The organism is Mycobacterium lacus (assembly GCF_010731535.1).
Classification (GTDB): Bacteria; Actinomycetota; Actinomycetes; order Mycobacteriales; family Mycobacteriaceae; genus Mycobacterium; species Mycobacterium lacus.
On the sequence record NZ_AP022581.1, the window covers coordinates 4,030,175 to 4,045,677 of the forward strand.

Sequence of the window (15,503 nt, forward strand, 5' to 3'; positions counted from 1 at the left end):
CGCTTACAATCGCCTTAATTCCCTTCCGGTTCAGGCTGGTTGCGCACGCGTTCGGCGGCGCTGCGCAGGGTGCGGATGGTCAGTTCGGAGGCCAGGTGGCGCTTGTAGTCGGCGGTGCCGCGCATATCGGTCACCGGCTCACAGGCCTCGGCCGCGCGGCGGCCCGCCTCGGCGAAGGATTCCTCTGTGGCGGGCTGGCCGACGAGCGCCTCGGAAAGCTCGGCGAGCGCCGTCCTATTGGGATTCACCGCGGTCAGGCCCACCCGCGCGGCGACGATCACGTCACCGTCCAGTGTCACCGCCGCCCCGGCCGCGGTGACGGCCCAATCTCCCACCCGCCGTTCCACTTTCGCGTACGCACTAGACGTCTTGTGGCGCACCGGGATGCGCACCTCGATCAGAATCTCGTTGTGGGCGAGCGCCGTCTCGTACGGGCCAACCAGGAAGTCGTCGATCGCAATCTCGCGTTCGCCCGACGGCCCGCGCACCAGGCACACCGCGCCCAGGACGGTGCACACGGTCGACAGATCCTCGGCCGGGTCCGCCTGGCACAGCGAACCGCCGAGGGTGCCCCGATTGCGGACCACCGGGTCGGCGATCACCCGCTCGGCATCACGGAAGATCGGGCACACGGCGGCCAACCTGTCCGACTCCAGGATCTCGCGGTGCCGGGTCATCGCACCGATGCGAACCAGGGTCGGATCGGTGATCACGTATCCCAGCTCGGGCACCAGGTCGTTGATGTCGACCAGGTACTCCGGGTTGGCGATGCGCAGCTTCATCATCGGCAGCAGGCTGTGCCCCCCGGCGACCACTCTCGCCGTCTCGCCCAACCGATCCAGTAGTCCGATGGCGTGGTCGACGCTGGTTGCACGTTCGTACTCAAAGGGCCCAGGTACTTGCATGGGCCTCAGTGTCGGCCGCTACTAAATGGGCGTCAATATCGAGTTAAGCAATCCCTGAACTGGCCTGAATGGCGGCGGCCCGCTTCAACCGGCTTCGCCGGCCTCGCGACCACCACTAGCCTTCTACCTGCGCATCATGGTGGATTCGGCCGACGATCTCGGCCAGCGGGCGCCCGCCGCCGCCCCACCGCCGGGCGATGATGTCGGCCGCGATCGACACCGCCGTCTCCTCGGGCGTGCGCGCGCCGAGGTCCAGCCCGATCGGGCTGCACAACCGGCGCAGCTCGGCGTCGGTCAGCCCCGCCGCGCGCAGCCGGCCCAGCCGGTCGTCATGCGTCTGGCGGGATCCCATCGCCCCCACGTATCCGACATCCAGGCGCAGCGCCACCTCCAGCACCGGGACGTCGAACTTCGGGTCGTGGGTGAGCACGCAGATCACCGTGCGCTCGTCGACGGCGCCCGCCTCCGCCTGGGCAGCCAGATAGCGGTTGGGCCAATCGACGACGACCTCGTCGGCCGTCGGAAAGCGCGCCGGCGTGGCAAACACCGCGCGGGCGTCGCAGACGGTGACCCGGTAGCCGAGGAACGAGCCCTGCCGGGCCAGGGCGGCGGCGAAGTCGATGGCGCCGAACACCAGCATCCGCGGGCGCGGGGCGCAGCTGGACACGAACACCTCCATGCCTTCACCCAGGCGCTGCCCGTCGGGCCCATAGGTGAGGACCTCGCTGCGGCCCAGCGCGAGCAGGCCCCGGGCGTCGTCGGTGACGGCGGCGTCGGCCCGTTGCGAACCCAGCGATCCCGCCGTGGCGTCGGGACGGACGACGAGCCGGCGCCCAACCCACCGAGCATCCGGATGGGCGATGACGGTCGCGATCGCCACCGGCCGGTCGGCGTCGATGTCCTCGGCCACCGCGTCAAGTTCGGGAAACGTGGGCCGCGACACGGACTCGACGAAGACGTCGATGACGCCACCACACGTCAGACCCACCGCAAAGGCGGCGTCGTCGCTGACGCCGTACCGTTCCAGCCGCGGTGTCCCGGTGTTCGCCACCTCGGCGGCGGCCTCGTATACCGCGCCCTCCACGCAACCACCCGACACCGACCCGCTCACCGAACCGTCCGGCGCCACCACCATCGCCGCACCCGGCGGCCGCGGCGCCGACCGGAACGTCCGCACCACCGTCCCCAGCCCGGCGGTGCCCCCCGCGCGCCAGATCGACATCAGCTCGGCAAGCACGTCACGCACGCATCCAACGTAGGCTCGTTCCATGACCCCGGCTCAACTTCGGGCCTATTCGGCGGTGGTGCGGTTGGGCTCGGTGCGAGCGGCCGCCGCGGAATTGGGCCTTTCCGACGCCGGGGTCTCGATGCATATCGCCGCGCTGCGCAAGGAGCTCGACGACGCGTTGTTCACCAGGACCGGCGCCGGGCTGGCGTTCACGCCCGGCGGGCTGCGGCTGGCCAGCCGCGCCGTGGAAATCCTGGGCCTGCAACAGCAAACGGCGATCGAGGTCACCGAGGCCGCCCACGGGCGTCGGCTGTTGCGCATCGCCGCGTCGTCCACCTTCGCCGAACACGCCGCGCCGGGCCTGATCGAGCTCTTCTCGTCCCGGGCCGACGATCTGTCCGTCGAGTTGAGCGTGCATCCCACGAGCCGATTTCGCGACCTGATCTGCGCGCGAGCAGTCGATATCGCGATCGGTCCGGCCAGTGAGAGCTCGATCGGTTCCGACAGCTCGCTGTTCATACGGCCCTTCCTGAAGTATCAGATCATCACCGTTGTGGCGCCGAGTAGCCCCTTGGCCGTGGGCATTCCGACGCCCGCGCTGTTGCGTCACCAACAGTGGATGCTCGGCCCGTCGGCCGGCAGTGCGGGCGGTGAGATCTCAACCATGTTGCGCGCCTTGGCAATTCCGGAGTCGCAACAACGAATCTTCCAGAGCGACGCCGCCGCGCTGGAGGAGGTCCAGCGCGTCGGCGGTGCCGCGCTGACCATCGGCTTCGCAGTCGCCAAGGATCTGGCCGACGGGCGATTGGTGCACGTGACCGGCCCGGGCCTCGATAAGGCGGGCGAGTGGTGCGCGACGACATTGGCGCCGTCGGCCCGCCAACCAGCCGTGTCCGAACTGGTTCGCTTCATCACCACGCCGCGATGCATCCAGGCGATGATCCGGGGCAGCGGGGTCGGCGTGACGAGGTTCCGGCCCAAGGTCCACGTCACGCTCTGGAGTTAGCGATACGCTCTACCCCCATGAGCGTCTACAAGGTGATCGACATCATCGGGACCAGCCCCACGTCGTGGGAGCACGCCGCGTCGGAGGCGGTGGAGCGGGCGCGGGCAAGCGTCGACGACATCCGCGTCGCCCGGGTCATCGAGCAGGACATGGCGGTGGACGCCTCCGGCAAGATCACCTTCCGCATCAAGCTCGAGGTCTCGTTCAAGATGAGGCCGCCGCAACCGCGCTGACTGCTGACGAGACGCGTCGACCCGTCGAGCCTGCGTACAGGGCGGAAAATTCGGCCAACTTCCCGCCGTCACCGCAGGCTCGAAGCCGTCGGCGCACACTCGATTTCACCAGGCGCGCGAAATGTCCCCGTGCTGCCGGATCCAGGCATGCATCGCGATCCCGGCGGCGACGCCGGCGTTGATGCTGCGCGTCGAGCCGAACTGGGCGATCGACACCGTGATGGCCGCACCCGCGCGGGCGTCGTCGGTGATCCCCGGACCCTCTTGACCGAACACCAACAGGCAATCCCGCGGCAGCGCGGTCTGCTCCAGCCGCGCCGCCCCGGGGACGTTGTCCACCGCGACCACGGTCAAGCCGGCGCCCGCCGCGAAATCCAGCAGCGCCGCGGTGCTGTCGTGATGGCGCAATCGCTGGTAGCGGTCGGTGACCATGGCGCCGCGGCGGTTCCAGCGCCGACGGCCGACGATGTGCACGGTGTCGACGGCGAACGCGTTGGCGGTGCGCACCACGGAGCCGATGTTGGCGTCGTGGCCGAAGTTCTCGATCGCCACGTGGAGCCGATGCCGGCGCCTGTCGATGTCGGCGATGATCGCCTCCCGGGTCCAGTACCGGTAGGCGTCGACGACGTTGCGAGTATCACCGTCGCGCAACAGGATTGGGTCATACCGGGGGTCGTCCGGAGGCTCGCCTTCCCAGGGCCCGACGCCTCCGGTCGATGTCCCCCACTCGGTAGGCCCGGGTTCGTTCATCGCGCCGTCCACACCGCCGCGTGGGTGCCCGCGATCGCCACCGTCGCGTACAGCACCGCCTCGTTGATCTCCCCCTGGGTGCACAGCGACGCGTTGACGCGCACCGCGTCCAACGACGCATCAGGCAGGATCAGCACCGACGACCCGTAGGCACTGCAGGCCGGGCTGAGTCCGCGGCCCGGCAACGTCGGCGCCGCCAGCAGCATCATCGGCCCACCGCGGGCGGCCGAATCGTCGTGATACCGGGCCGCGAGGGCGTCGGCTTCCAACCCCAGCAGCATATAACCGTCGCCGGTGAACGCGGCCGGATCACCGAGCTGTGCCTTGGTCAACGGCGTACCGTCGGCGCGCCAGGCTGACACGCTGGTGGTCTTGATTACCACGCCGGTGTCGCTTCCGTTGGTCGGCAACATCCCCACGGGAAACGCGGCCGGATAGGCCGCCGACGTAGCCGGGATCCGATCGCGCGGCGAGTAGGTGTACACGCCGCGCACCGCGCTTCGGTCCTTCAGCGGGCCCAGACACACCGTGCCGGTGAGCCGGTCGTGCGGCGCCGACAGCGGCGAATCGATGCCGCGCACACGGACGATCGCGTCGTCGCAGCTTCCGAGCCCGGGGGACTCCATCGGATGGGCCAGCGCGCCGTAGAGGCCGAACCGGATGTCCTCGGGCTTGGCGTGTGGCGCGTGCGGGTCCGTCGCGGAGGCATCAACGTCGATCAGCACATAGTCGCCATTCCACCGCAGATTCGACACCGCCATGTTCCAGCCCAGCACCACCACCGATTCGCCGGCCCGGGCGCTCCGGGCGCCATAGATGTGACTTGGTTTCGAACCGGAGCAGGCCACCAGGCAGGACAAAGCGACGGCCAACGCAGGGACAACTCGCACAGCCGGCGGCCTAGCCCAGCCCCAGGTCGGTAAGCCCCAGCACGCTGCGGTACGGCAGTCCCTCGGCTTCGATGGCTTCCGCGGCGCCGGTAGCGCGGTCCACCACGGTGGCCACACCGACCACGTCGCCACCGGCATCCTGGACGGCGCGGACGGCCGTCAACGCCGAGGCGCCCGTGGTGCTGGTGTCCTCCACCACCAGCACCCGCCGGCCGGAGACCTCGGACCCTTCGATAAGTCGTTGCATCCCATGGGTTTTCACCGATTTTCGGACCACGAACGCGTCGATCGGACGGCCGGGCGCGTGCATGATGGCGCATGCGACCGGATCCGCGCCCAGGGTCAGGCCGCCGACGAGCGAGTACTCCCAGTCGGCGGTGAGTTCACGCATCAGCCGGCCGATCAGGGCCGAGGCCCGGTGGTGCAGGGTGGCGCGGCGCAGGTCGACGTAATAGTCGGCCTGTCTGCCAGACGACAGCGTGACTCGCCCGTGCACCACCGACAGCCGACGCACCAGCTCCGCCAACTCGCCACGCTCAAGTCCGATTTGCCCACCTCGCCCCCTCGCCGCTCCGCGGCTGGGGGTACCCCCACCTCGCGCCGCGATGCGGCGCGCATCGTCGCCACGCTCAAGTCCGGCCACGGCCACCGCCGACCCGCCTGGTAGCGGCGCGCAGCAGGCGCCGCGGAATCACCCGCCCGACGCTGACCAGCGCCTTGTACCGCATGCCCGGGACGCTGATCACCTTGCCGGCGGCGATATCGGCGAGGCTTTCGCGGACCACGTCGTCGACCTCGAGCCACACGAACGACGGCAGCTTGGTCATGTCGATGCCCGCCCGCGCGTGAAACTCGGTGTGCACGAAGCCCGGACAGACGGCGTGCACGCCGACGCCGGTGCCCTGCAAACCGCCGGCCAGGCCCTCGGTGAACGAGATCACCCAGGCCTTGGATGCCGAATAGGTCGACCCCCTTCCGGGCAGCAGCCCCGCGACGCTGGCGATGTTGATGACGGTCCCAGCGCCGGCGTCGAGCATGGCCGGCAGCGCGGCCCGGGTCAGGTGCAGCACCGCGGTCACGTTGACGTCGAGCTGCGCCTGCAGCAGGGCTGGATCGGCCGTCCAGAATTCGCCGGATACGCCGAAGCCGGCGTTGTTCACCAACACCCGAACCCCCGCGGCGAGTCGGGCGGTGACCTTCTCGCGGTCGACGGGCTCGGCCAGGTCGGCGGGCAGGATCTCGATGTTGCCGGCGTCGCCGCCCAGTTCCGTGGCCAATCGCTTCAACCGGTCGACGTCGCGGGCGACCAGAACCAGGTCATAGCCGTCGCGCGCGTAGTGTCGCGCGTAGCCCGCGCCGATCCCGGACGTGGGTCCGGTGATCAGGGCGACGGGGCGAGGCATGTGCGACAGCGTAGTGCTCAGCGCGAGCAGACGCAGAATCGCCCATTTCGACCGCGAAATGGGCGAGTCTGCGTCTGCTCGTCGTCAGCGCTGGAGATGCGGCGCCTGGTTGCCGTTGCGTCCCGGCGGCGGGCGTCGACCGGGGTCCGGACGCCCGTCGTCACGGCGCACCGGCTCCTCGCGGCGCACCGGCTCCGGCCGCGCCCCGCGGCCCGCATCACCCAATAGCCCGGCCACATCCTGCTGGGCGCGCCTGGGTGGCAACTCCGCTCGCCCGGCCGGCGCCAACGGACGGCTCGGCGCGACATTGCGCCGCTCCCCCGTTTCCTGAGCGGTCTCGGCGGGCAGCGGCGGCAATACCCGCAGCAGGTCGTTGAATTGGCGCACAGTGCGAAGGCCCTCGTCCCATTGGGCGCGAGTGCTGGCGATCGGCATGCTGACCAGCGTCCAGTTCTGCTCGTTCCACATGATCTCGGCGCAGTCCGGTGCGGTGTGGGCGAAGGTGACCATGCGCCGGTCGCAGGCCCGCCGGGCCGCGTCCAGGTTGGTGGAGTACACCATGCGCGGCCCGATCGCACCCAGCAGCCAAATGTCGCTCTCCCGTGGCTCTTTCAGGCCCTTGAGCCGCAGGTCGACCACGACGTTGGTGCCCACCTTGCGGTGCAGCGCGATCACCGTGGCGACCTCCTCGAGGTCGAAGATGTACACCGCCTCGCCGCGGATCTGACCGAGCACCACGTTGTGGGCGGGGACATCACCCACCGTCGACATCACGCCGCGCTTCCAGCGCTTGAGTATGTCGGTCGATTCGCGCTCGTAGTCGAATCCGTGCGAGCGCGCCCACGACTTACGGCGTCTGCTGCGCCCACGGCGTCGATCGATGTCGACGTACAGCAACACCACCGCACCGACGAAGCACAGCGCGGAGAGCGTGAACCAGAGTGGGACCATCGGTGAACAGCCTATCTGCTGTCGGCCCAGAACCGGGAATGCGACCAGGTCACAAGCGAATCAAGGTTTGCTAAGTCGTAGCGTGGTTCGGTCAGGTGCCGGCCGAGCCCGGGTTCGCCGGGAACAGGAGTAATGAGGTGTCTCTTCCAGACGATTCGCTGCAGATCGACATTCCGGTCCATCTCGATGAGTTAAAGGTCGTGTTCAGCGTGGCATCGCTCACATTCGAGGGCGACATGCCAGCCGTTCTACTGCACGCGGGACTCATCGCTGACGATGCCGCGGACTGGAGCGCGCAGTCGCGGGTGGTGGTCGTGTTCCACACGAACGCCGGACACGTGACCCTGGATGACCAGGCATACAACGCGAACCGACACATCGCCACCGGCAATCCGTACCGGCCCGTCGTCGCGGACCTTATGCAGAAGGGCGTGCAAGTTGAGCTTTGCGGCGTTACCGCCAAGGCCAACGGCTGGGGCAATGCCGACTTGATCCCCGGAATCAAGATCAACAGGAATGCCATGGCCAGATTGACCCAGCTCGACCAGCAGGGATACGTCAAGATTTCGGAATCGTAAGCGTGTACGCGAGCGGTTTTAGGGCGAGCAGACGCGAAAACTCCCAATTTCGTGACGAAATGGGGGCTTTCGCGGCTGCTCGCCGAGGAACCTAGCCCAGGATCAGCGAGTCGCCGTCCGGGCTGACGTTGACGGGCACGGTGTCGCCGTCGTGCACCTCGCCGGCAAGCAGCATCTTGGCTAACTGATCGCCGATCGCCTGCTGCACCAGCCGACGCAACGGACGAGCGCCGTACACCGGGTCGAAGCCGCGGTGCGCCAGCCACTGTTTGGCCGGCAGCGACACCTCGAGCTGCAGCCGCCGCTGTGCGAGCCGCTTGCCCAGCTGCGCGAGCTGAATGTCGACGATCTGCACCAGCTCTTCGGGGTTGAGGCCCTCGAAGATCAACACGTCGTCCAGGCGGTTGATGAACTCCGGCTTGAACGTCGCGCGCACCGCGGCCATCACCTGCTCCTCGTTACCTCCCGAACCCAGGTTGGACGTCAGGATCAGGATGGTGTTGCGGAAGTCGACGGTTCGGCCCTGCCCGTCGGTGAGCCGGCCCTCGTCGAGGACCTGCAGCAGCACGTCGAACACGTCGGGGTGAGCCTTCTCGACCTCGTCGAACAGCACCACGGTGTAGGGTCGGCGGCGCACCGATTCGGTCAGCTGACCGCCCTGCTCGTAGCCGATGTAACCGGGCGGGGCGCCGATCAGGCGAGCAACCGTGTGCTTCTCGCCGTACTCGCTCATGTCGATGCGGACCATGGCGCGTTCGTCGTCGAACAGGAAGTCGGCCAGCGCCTTGGCCAGCTCGGTCTTGCCGACGCCCGTCGGGCCGAGGAACATGAACGCGCCGGTCGGCCGGTTGGGGTCGGAAACCCCGGCCCGGCTGCGGCGCACGGCGTCCGACACCGCCTGCACGGCCCGCTTCTGCCCGACGACCCGCTTGCCCAGCTCGTCTTCCATGCGCAGCAGCTTGGCGGTCTCGCCTTCCAGCAGCCGTCCCGCCGGGATGCCGGTCCACGCCGACACCACGTCGGCAATGTCGTCCGGCCCGACCTCTTCTTTGAGCATCACCTGCTCACGGGCCTCGGCCTGGGGCAGCGCCGCGGTGAGTTTCTTCTCCACCTCGGGGATGCGCCCATAGCGCAGCTCGGCGGCCTTGGCCAGGTCGCCGTCGCGCTCGGCCCGCTCCGATTCACCGCGCAGGGTTTCCAGCTGCTCCTTGAGCTCGCGGACGATCTCGATCGCGTTCTTCTCGTTCTGCCATCTGGCTGTCAGCTCTGCCAGCTCTTCCTTCTTATCGGCCAGCTCCGCGCGCAGCTTCTCCAGCCGCTCCTTGGACGCCTCGTCTTCCTCCTTGGCCAGCGCCATCTCCTCGATCTCGAGCCGGCGCACCAGCCGCTCGACCTCGTCGATCTCGACGGGCCGCGAGTCGATCTCCATCCTTAGCCGGCTGGCCGCCTCGTCGACCAGGTCGATGGCCTTGTCCGGCAGGAACCGGGCGGTGATGTAGCGGTCGGATAGCGCCGCCGCGGCAACCAGCGCGGAGTCGGTGATGCGCACGCCGTGGTGCACCTCGTAGCGATCCTTGAGCCCGCGCAGGATGCCGATGGTGTCCTCCACCGACGGCTCGCCGACGTACACCTGCTGGAAGCGGCGCTCCAGCGCGGCGTCCTTCTCGACGTGCTTGCGGTACTCGTCGAGCGTGGTCGCGCCGACCAGCCGCAACTCGCCGCGCGCCAGCATCGGCTTGATCATGTTGCCGGCGTCCATCGCACCCTCACCCGTCGCGCCCGCGCCGACGATGGTGTGCAGCTCGTCGATGAAGGTGATGATCTGCCCGGCCGAGTTCTTAATGTCGTCGAGCACGGCCTTCAGCCGCTCCTCGAACTCCCCGCGATATTTCGAGCCCGCGACCATCGAACCCATGTCGAGGGCGACGATGGTCTTGTCGCGCAGGCTTTCCGGGACGTCGCCGTCGACGATGCGCTGGGCCAGACCCTCCACGATCGCGGTCTTGCCGACACCGGGTTCGCCGATGAGCACCGGGTTGTTCTTGGTGCGACGGGAGAGCACCTGCACGACCCGGCGAATCTCGTTGTCGCGCCCGATGACCGGGTCAAGCTTGCCTTCGCGGGCCTGGGCCGTCAGGTCGGTGGAGTACTTCTCCAGCGCCTGGTAGGTGGCCTCCGGCTCGGGGCTGGTGACCCGGGCACTGCCGCGCACCTTGACGAAGCCGTCGCGCAGCGCCTGCGGCGAGGCGCCGTGGCCGGTCAGCAGCTTGGCCACGTCGGAGTCGCCGGTGGCCAAACCCACCATCAGGTGCTCGGTGGAGACGTATTCGTCGTCCATCTCGGTGGCCAGCTGCTGGGCGGTGGTGATCGCGGCCAGCGATTCGCGGGACAGCTGGGGCTGCGAGCTGGCGCCGCTGGCCTGGGGCAGCCGATCCAGCAGGCGCTGCGCCTCGGCGCGGACGGTGGCGGGCTCGACGCCGACGGCCTCCAGCAGCGGTGCGGCGATCCCGTCGTTCTGCGTCAACAACGCCATCAGCAGATGAGCGGGCCTGATCTCGGGATTCCCGGCGGCCGAGGCCGCCTGGAGGGCCGACGTGAGGGCCGCCTGCGTCTTGGTGGTGGGGTTGAAAGAGTCCACGACAGCTCCGTTCGGGGTGCGTCTAAAAAATGCTTGTCGGGTTCTTCAACGCCGTCAATGTTGAGTCTGTTCCGCTCAAGTTCACGTTTTTCACGGCGCTGCACCCGCTCAGTTGGCTAACGGGGGCCGCATTCCCGCTGGGCAGTTTGCACTGTGCTTGTGCACCAGAGTGTGAGGTGTGCCCTGTTTCGCGTCGTACTGGGGGTGGGAGCATAGGGCTCACAGCGCTATCGCACATCGTGGTCGTAGGCACTACCTGTGGTTTTGCTGGGATGGTGATGCGCTGCGCTGGTCGCCGATCGCCAGCCGACATCAGGCGCAGCGGCGCTTGGTTGGCCTGCACGGGCCCGAGTCAGCTGGGCGGTTTGCCCATATGCGTGTCGGTGGGCGGATACTCGGCGATACTCGGCGCTCGGCGGCATGTTGGCTAAATCGCCGGTGGTGATGCCGAGATGGCGGCAGGCTGCGGGTTGTCGCTGATCGCCGACCACGCGGTGGGTTTTCATATTTGCCGTGCGGCTTTCGGACGCGGACGAGGTCGATGAGGGTGCTCAGTGCTGTGCCGTGCGCACGGCGCCATTGAGGTGCTCTTGGGTACGCGCCCCGGTGGAATCACGGGTGTGATCACCGCGCCACTGCAGCGCTTGGAGCGCGACGGCGACCTCGATAGTGGACCGGTCGAGGGGTCGGGGAAGCAGCCGTTCAGCGGTCTCGAGTCGGTGCAGCAAGGTGTTGCGGTGGGTGAACAGCCGCTTGGCGGCGCGGGAAGCGTTGCATTGTTCGGCGATGTATGTCAGCACCGTGTCCTGCAGGATCGGGCTGGCAGCGGCAAAGTCTCCGAGGGTGGTCTCGATGAAATCGTCCGCGCCGTCAGGGTTTTCGGTGAGCAACGCGATCATCTGGACGTCGGCGAAGCGGGCAACGCGCTGGTGCGACCGGAGCCGAGACATCATGCGCTGCGTGGCGAGTGCCTCCAAGTGGCTGCGCCGGAACCCATCGACTCCAATGGCGGCGGTCCCGATCGCGACGCGCACGTTCGGTGCGCTGGTGAGCACCGGATGGATCTGCTCGCTGTCCAGGGGAACCACCTCGTTGACCCATACCCAGCGGCTGTCGGCGCTGGCGTCCACGGTCAGTGGGCGCGGACAACCCGCGGCGTGGCCCAATGCTTCGGCGATTTGGTCGAGGCGGCCGGGATCACCTTCGGGCTGGTCGCTCCAGATGATGGCGGCGATGTGAGATCGGTCGAGGGGATAGCCCAATCGAGCTTCGGCGCGCTCACGGGTGAATGGGGCGCCGCCAAGGATCTGTTCGACGACCCTGCGGCACTCGGCACGACCGTCACGCGTCAGTTGGTCGTATTCCGACTGTATCTGTGCTGCGATGCCGGCGAGGGTGGCGTCGACGAAATCGTTGGCCAACCGAAATTGCGTCTCAAGGAGCTCGTGCAGCTCTTGAGGGTCGTGGGTAAGTCCGAACGCGATGTCATGCCAGAGCCGCCAGGCGGCGTTTTGTCCGATGCGGTACATGTCGAGCGCGGACTCGGCGAGGCCGCGGCGTATCAGCTCGCGGGCCATGCACAGCGGCTCGTCGCCGAGGTTGGCCGGCACCGGGGCGCCAGGGCTGTGCAGACAGGCGGTGGCGAAGTGGATCAAATGGGAACGGCTGGCGCGGCTGACCAGCGTTGCCAGCGCGGGGTCGTTGGCGATGACCGGGTTGCCGGCGATCATGGCGCAGTCAACCTCGACGAGGAAGTCTTGGCTGCCGTCGAGGACGATCCGCGCACCCGCGCGGATGAGCTGACATACCCGTGGTGAGGGCTCGGGCCGTATCACGGATCGATGCTAGGGCAACGCTGCATTGTGCACGATGTTTTTCGCACACCGGTTGAGGTGCTTTGCCCCGTTGGGCGGGCCGGCGGAGCCAACTCGCACGGCACCGGCGGCGCCGGCGGTGACGGCGACGGCGGTTTAAGTCCCATCGGCGCCGCACACATGCATTGCTGTCGCTACCCCGCCTCCGCCGTTGCCGATCAGGAAACCGGCCCTGGCGCAGTACCCCCGGTGGTGCCAAGGCCACCATGGCCGCCGTTGCCGACAAACATCACGTACCAAGCCGACGGTGTTGCCAAACCCGAGTCCCGCACCGCCACCACCGGTGCCGCCACTGTTTAGTGAGTCATGAAGATGCTCCCAGCCGAAGGACAGTCACGGGAGCGGCCCTCGCCGTGGTTAACCCCAAAGTGCTATTCATCTGCGCAGCAGCAGGTTTGGCGATCGGTACCGACGCATTCGACATCCCCGCAACCGTTCTCTCGCCCGCGCTGTTCCTCACGATCGCCGCGTCGGCGGTCGCCACCCCCGTGCTGCCGGTGACCGCCTCGCTGCTCCGTTGGAGCGGCTGAAGTACTGGATGCAATGGCACCACGCCGCCCGGTCGCGGCCATCCTGTTGCTGATCGGATTAGTGCTGCGGTACAAGGGAATTCACGCACTGCTGGTCGCACCCGCGCCTGTGCTGTCTTGCTGAAGTCCCCGGGTTAGGTTCGCCGGCTATCGAGGACCGTGATGGCTTGCGGGCACCGCAAGACACCTTCGCGCAACAGCAGCGCCCGGCTAATCCGCGCCGGCGGCGCCGTCGGCGACGGCGGGGCTGGCGGGCCAGCGGCCGGCGCAGAACACAAGCGGCATTGCCGCCGACACCAGGCGGAACACACCTCCGGCGGTGGTTGGTGACCCGCCGGGACGGCAGCGTCGTCCCATTTGTTTCGGCGCCGGAGCGACTGCCACGATCCTCGCGGTGTGCCGCCGGGCCGCGGCCGCGGCGTCGCCGACCGTGCCGCGGCGAGCTTAGAATCACGGTCCGTGGGCCTTGAGGACCGGAACGCGTTGCGGGTGTTGCAAGACGCCTTCGCAGGCCCGGACCTCGCCCGCCGGTTCTACACCCACTGGTTTGCGCTCGACGCGTCGGTTCGCGATCTGTTCCCGCCGGACATGGACGCCCAGCGGGCCTCCTTCGCCCACGCGCTGTGTTGGGTGTACGGCGAGCTGGTCGCCCAGCGCGCCGAGGCGCCCGTGAGCTTTCTTGCCCAGCTCGGCCGGGACCATCGCAAATACGGTGTGCTGCCGAGCCATTACGACACGCTGCGCCACGCGCTCTATGCGACGATGCGCAGTCATCTGGGTAGCGCCTGGACCGATGCCGTCGAGCAGGCCGCCATTGCCTCGCTCAATCTGATCACCGGGGTAATGAGCGGTGCGGCGGACGCCGACGAAGGGCCCGCCTGGTGGGACGGCGAGGTGGCCGAGCACCTTCGGGTGTCACGCGATCTCGCGGTGGTTCGGCTGCGTCTCGACCACCCGCTGGACTATCACCCCGGCCAGTACGTCAACGTCCACGTCCCGCAGTGCCCGCGCCGCTGGCGATACCTCAGCCCCGCCATTCCGGCCGACCCCGACGGCCACATCGAGTTCCACGTCCGGGTGGTTCCCGGCGGGCTGGTCAGCACGGCCATCGTCAACGAGACGCGACCCGGCGACCGGTGGCGATTGTCGAGCCCGCATGGCGGAATGCGGGTCGACCGCGAAGGCGGGGATGTCCTGATGGTGGCCGGCAGCACCGGTTTGGCGCCACTGCGCGCGTTGATCATGGACCTGACCCGCTTCGCCGCGAATCCACGGGTGCATCTCTTCTTCGGCGCACGCTACTTCTGCGAGCTCTACGACCTGCGCACGCTGTGGCAGATCGCGGCGCATAATCCGTGGCTCTCGGTGTCGCCGGTGTCGGAGTACAACCGCGATCCGTCCTGGGCCGCCGACTACCCTGACGTGTCGCCACCGCGCGGCCTGCATGTGCGCCAGGCCGGCCGGCTGCCCGACGTGGTGACCAAGTACGGCGGCTGGGGCGACCGGCAGATCCTGATCTGCGGCGGACCGGCGATGGTCCGCGCGACCAAGGCCGCTTTGATCGCCAAGGGCGCTCCGCCGGAACGCATTCAGCACGACCCGCTGTCGAGGTAACCCGTGCACGTCGTCATCCTGCGCGACCCGTCATCACCGGTTGAGGCCCAGTTCGTGCCCGACGCGGGCATGATCGGCGCATCGCTGGCCGACTCCGGATCTGAGCTGCTCGGCCAACGACACGGCCTGGACGGCTACATCACCGCGGCCAAGACCATGGGGATCCCGATTCTGTATCCCTGGGCAAATCGGTTGGGCGACAACACCTATACCGCGCTGGACACGACGGTGACGCTGACACCTGGCGTGAACGGTGTCCGTCCCGACCCCAACGGACTACCCATACACGGGGTGCTGGCCGCGTATCCGGGCTGGCGGGTGACGACCGAATCGGCGAACGAGCTGAGCGCCGAACTGGACTTCGCCGCCGACTCCCGATTGCTTGCCAGCTTCCCCTATCCGCACTTGCTCGCGCTGACGGTGCGAGTGGCCAACCGGGCGCTGACGGTGCGCACCACCGTCACCCCAACCGGCGACAAGGCGGTGCCGCTGTGCTTCGGCTTCCACCCCTATCTGCACGTGCCGGGCGTACCGCGCAGCGAGTGGACCATCGAGACGCCGCCGCTGCGGCAGCTGTCCCTCGACGAGCGGGGACTACCCACCGGCGAAACGACTCGGCGGCCGGCAGCATCAGAACCATTGGGCGACAAGTCTTTAGACGACGGCTACGACCAGGTGCCCGATGGATCGGTATTCGCCGTCTCCGGCGGCGCCCGCCGCCTCGAAGTGCACTTCGAACGCGGGTACCCGGCGGCGCAGATCTTCGCGCCGCCCGGCGAGGACGTGGTGTGCTTCGAGCCAATGACCGCTCCGACCGATGCGTTACGTCGGGGTGGCTACCGATGCGCGAACCCGGGCGAGTCGGCCGTCGCGGTGTTCTCAATCCGCGCCTAGATGAGTAAT

General features: G+C 68.2%; 15 protein-coding genes. 6 read left to right on the forward strand and 9 right to left on the reverse strand.

What is annotated here, in order from left to right; translation table 11 throughout:
- Positions 1-14: 14 nt before the first annotated feature.
- Both G6N24_RS18645 and G6N24_RS18650 read right to left on the reverse strand, forming a co-directional pair.
- Complete coding sequence (locus G6N24_RS18645) at positions 15-905, reverse strand: FAD binding domain-containing protein (RefSeq protein WP_085160079.1); 891 nt, start codon at positions 903-905, stop codon at positions 15-17.
- Between the two features lie 115 nt (positions 906-1,020).
- Entirely contained in the window at positions 1,021-2,151 is a 1,131-nt protein-coding gene (locus G6N24_RS18650) for an XdhC family protein (protein WP_169716075.1), read from the reverse strand.
- Positions 2,152-2,173: 22 nt separating this feature from the next.
- Between G6N24_RS18650 and G6N24_RS18655 the strand changes: the two genes are divergently transcribed.
- Both G6N24_RS18655 and G6N24_RS18660 read left to right on the forward strand, forming a co-directional pair.
- A complete protein-coding gene (locus G6N24_RS18655; protein ID WP_085160081.1) occupies positions 2,174-3,139 on the forward strand; it encodes a LysR family transcriptional regulator in 966 nt (321 codons plus the stop codon).
- Positions 3,140-3,156: 17 nt separating this feature from the next.
- Complete coding sequence (locus G6N24_RS18660) at positions 3,157-3,372, forward strand: dodecin family protein (RefSeq protein WP_085160083.1); 216 nt, start codon at positions 3,157-3,159, stop codon at positions 3,370-3,372.
- Between the two features lie 105 nt (positions 3,373-3,477).
- Here the strand turns inward: G6N24_RS18660 and G6N24_RS18665 are convergent, their stop codons facing one another.
- From G6N24_RS18665 to ttfA, 5 genes are all read right to left on the reverse strand, one after another.
- Entirely contained in the window at positions 3,478-4,122 is a 645-nt protein-coding gene (locus G6N24_RS18665) for a TrmH family RNA methyltransferase (protein WP_085160106.1), read from the reverse strand.
- On the reverse strand, positions 4,119-5,012 hold the full coding sequence (locus tag G6N24_RS18670) for a hypothetical protein (protein ID WP_085160085.1): 894 nt from the start codon (positions 5,010-5,012) through the stop codon (positions 4,119-4,121). The genes G6N24_RS18665 and G6N24_RS18670 overlap by 4 nt, the downstream gene beginning before the upstream one ends.
- Before the next feature lie 10 nt (positions 5,013-5,022).
- Positions 5,023-5,559, reverse strand: coding sequence for an orotate phosphoribosyltransferase (gene pyrE / locus G6N24_RS18675; RefSeq protein ID WP_085160108.1), 537 nt, complete (start codon positions 5,557-5,559; stop codon positions 5,023-5,025).
- 82 nt (positions 5,560-5,641) lie between these two features.
- The gene (locus G6N24_RS18680) at positions 5,642-6,415 is read right to left on the reverse strand and encodes an SDR family NAD(P)-dependent oxidoreductase (RefSeq protein WP_085160087.1); all 774 of its coding nucleotides are present in this window, start codon (positions 6,413-6,415) and stop codon (positions 5,642-5,644) included.
- Positions 6,416-6,499: 84 nt separating this feature from the next.
- Positions 6,500-7,366, reverse strand: coding sequence for a trehalose monomycolate transport factor TtfA (gene ttfA, locus G6N24_RS18685; RefSeq protein WP_085160089.1), 867 nt, complete (start codon positions 7,364-7,366; stop codon positions 6,500-6,502).
- Between the two features lie 95 nt (positions 7,367-7,461).
- Between ttfA and G6N24_RS18690 the strand changes: the two genes are divergently transcribed.
- Positions 7,462-7,944, forward strand: coding sequence for a DsrE family protein (locus G6N24_RS18690; RefSeq protein ID WP_197743097.1), 483 nt, complete (start codon positions 7,462-7,464; stop codon positions 7,942-7,944).
- A gap of 91 nt (positions 7,945-8,035) precedes the next feature.
- On the opposite strand, the gene clpB is transcribed toward G6N24_RS18690, so the two are convergent.
- Positions 8,036-10,582 (reverse strand): ATP-dependent chaperone ClpB, encoded by a 2,547-nt coding sequence (gene clpB, locus G6N24_RS18695; protein WP_085160091.1) that lies wholly within the window; start codon positions 10,580-10,582, stop codon positions 8,036-8,038.
- Positions 10,583-11,133: 551 nt separating this feature from the next.
- Positions 11,134-12,417, reverse strand: a complete 1,284-nt coding sequence (locus tag G6N24_RS18700; RefSeq protein WP_085160093.1) for an Rv1453 family transcriptional regulator — start codon at positions 12,415-12,417, stop codon at positions 11,134-11,136.
- 392 nt (positions 12,418-12,809) lie between these two features.
- Between G6N24_RS18700 and G6N24_RS18705 the strand changes: the two genes are divergently transcribed.
- From G6N24_RS18705 to G6N24_RS18715, 3 genes are all read left to right on the forward strand, one after another.
- Positions 12,810-12,986: a hypothetical protein gene (locus tag G6N24_RS18705; protein ID WP_163745554.1), complete on the forward strand. Its 177-nt coding sequence runs from the start codon at positions 12,810-12,812 to the stop codon at positions 12,984-12,986.
- Between the two features lie 459 nt (positions 12,987-13,445).
- A complete protein-coding gene (locus tag G6N24_RS18710) occupies positions 13,446-14,600 on the forward strand; it encodes an FAD-binding oxidoreductase (RefSeq protein ID WP_085160112.1) in 1,155 nt (384 codons plus the stop codon).
- 3 nt (positions 14,601-14,603) lie between these two features.
- A complete protein-coding gene (locus G6N24_RS18715; RefSeq protein WP_085160098.1) occupies positions 14,604-15,494 on the forward strand; it encodes an aldose 1-epimerase in 891 nt (296 codons plus the stop codon).
- Positions 15,495-15,503: the final 9 nt, after the last annotated feature.

Coding starts and splice junctions, on each gene's coding strand:
- G6N24_RS18660 (WP_085160083.1), top strand. CDS start 3,157: ATGAGCGTCTACAAGGTGATCGACATCATCGGGACCAGCCCCACGTCG.
- G6N24_RS18645 (WP_085160079.1), bottom strand. CDS start 905: ATGCAAGTACCTGGGCCCTTTGAGTACGAACGTGCAACCAGCGTCGAC.
- G6N24_RS18665 (WP_085160106.1), bottom strand. CDS start 4,122: ATGAACGAACCCGGGCCTACCGAGTGGGGGACATCGACCGGAGGCGTC.
- G6N24_RS18680 (WP_085160087.1), bottom strand. CDS start 6,415: ATGCCTCGCCCCGTCGCCCTGATCACCGGACCCACGTCCGGGATCGGC.
- G6N24_RS18655 (WP_085160081.1), top strand. CDS start 2,174: ATGACCCCGGCTCAACTTCGGGCCTATTCGGCGGTGGTGCGGTTGGGC.
- ttfA (WP_085160089.1), bottom strand. CDS start 7,366: ATGGTCCCACTCTGGTTCACGCTCTCCGCGCTGTGCTTCGTCGGTGCG.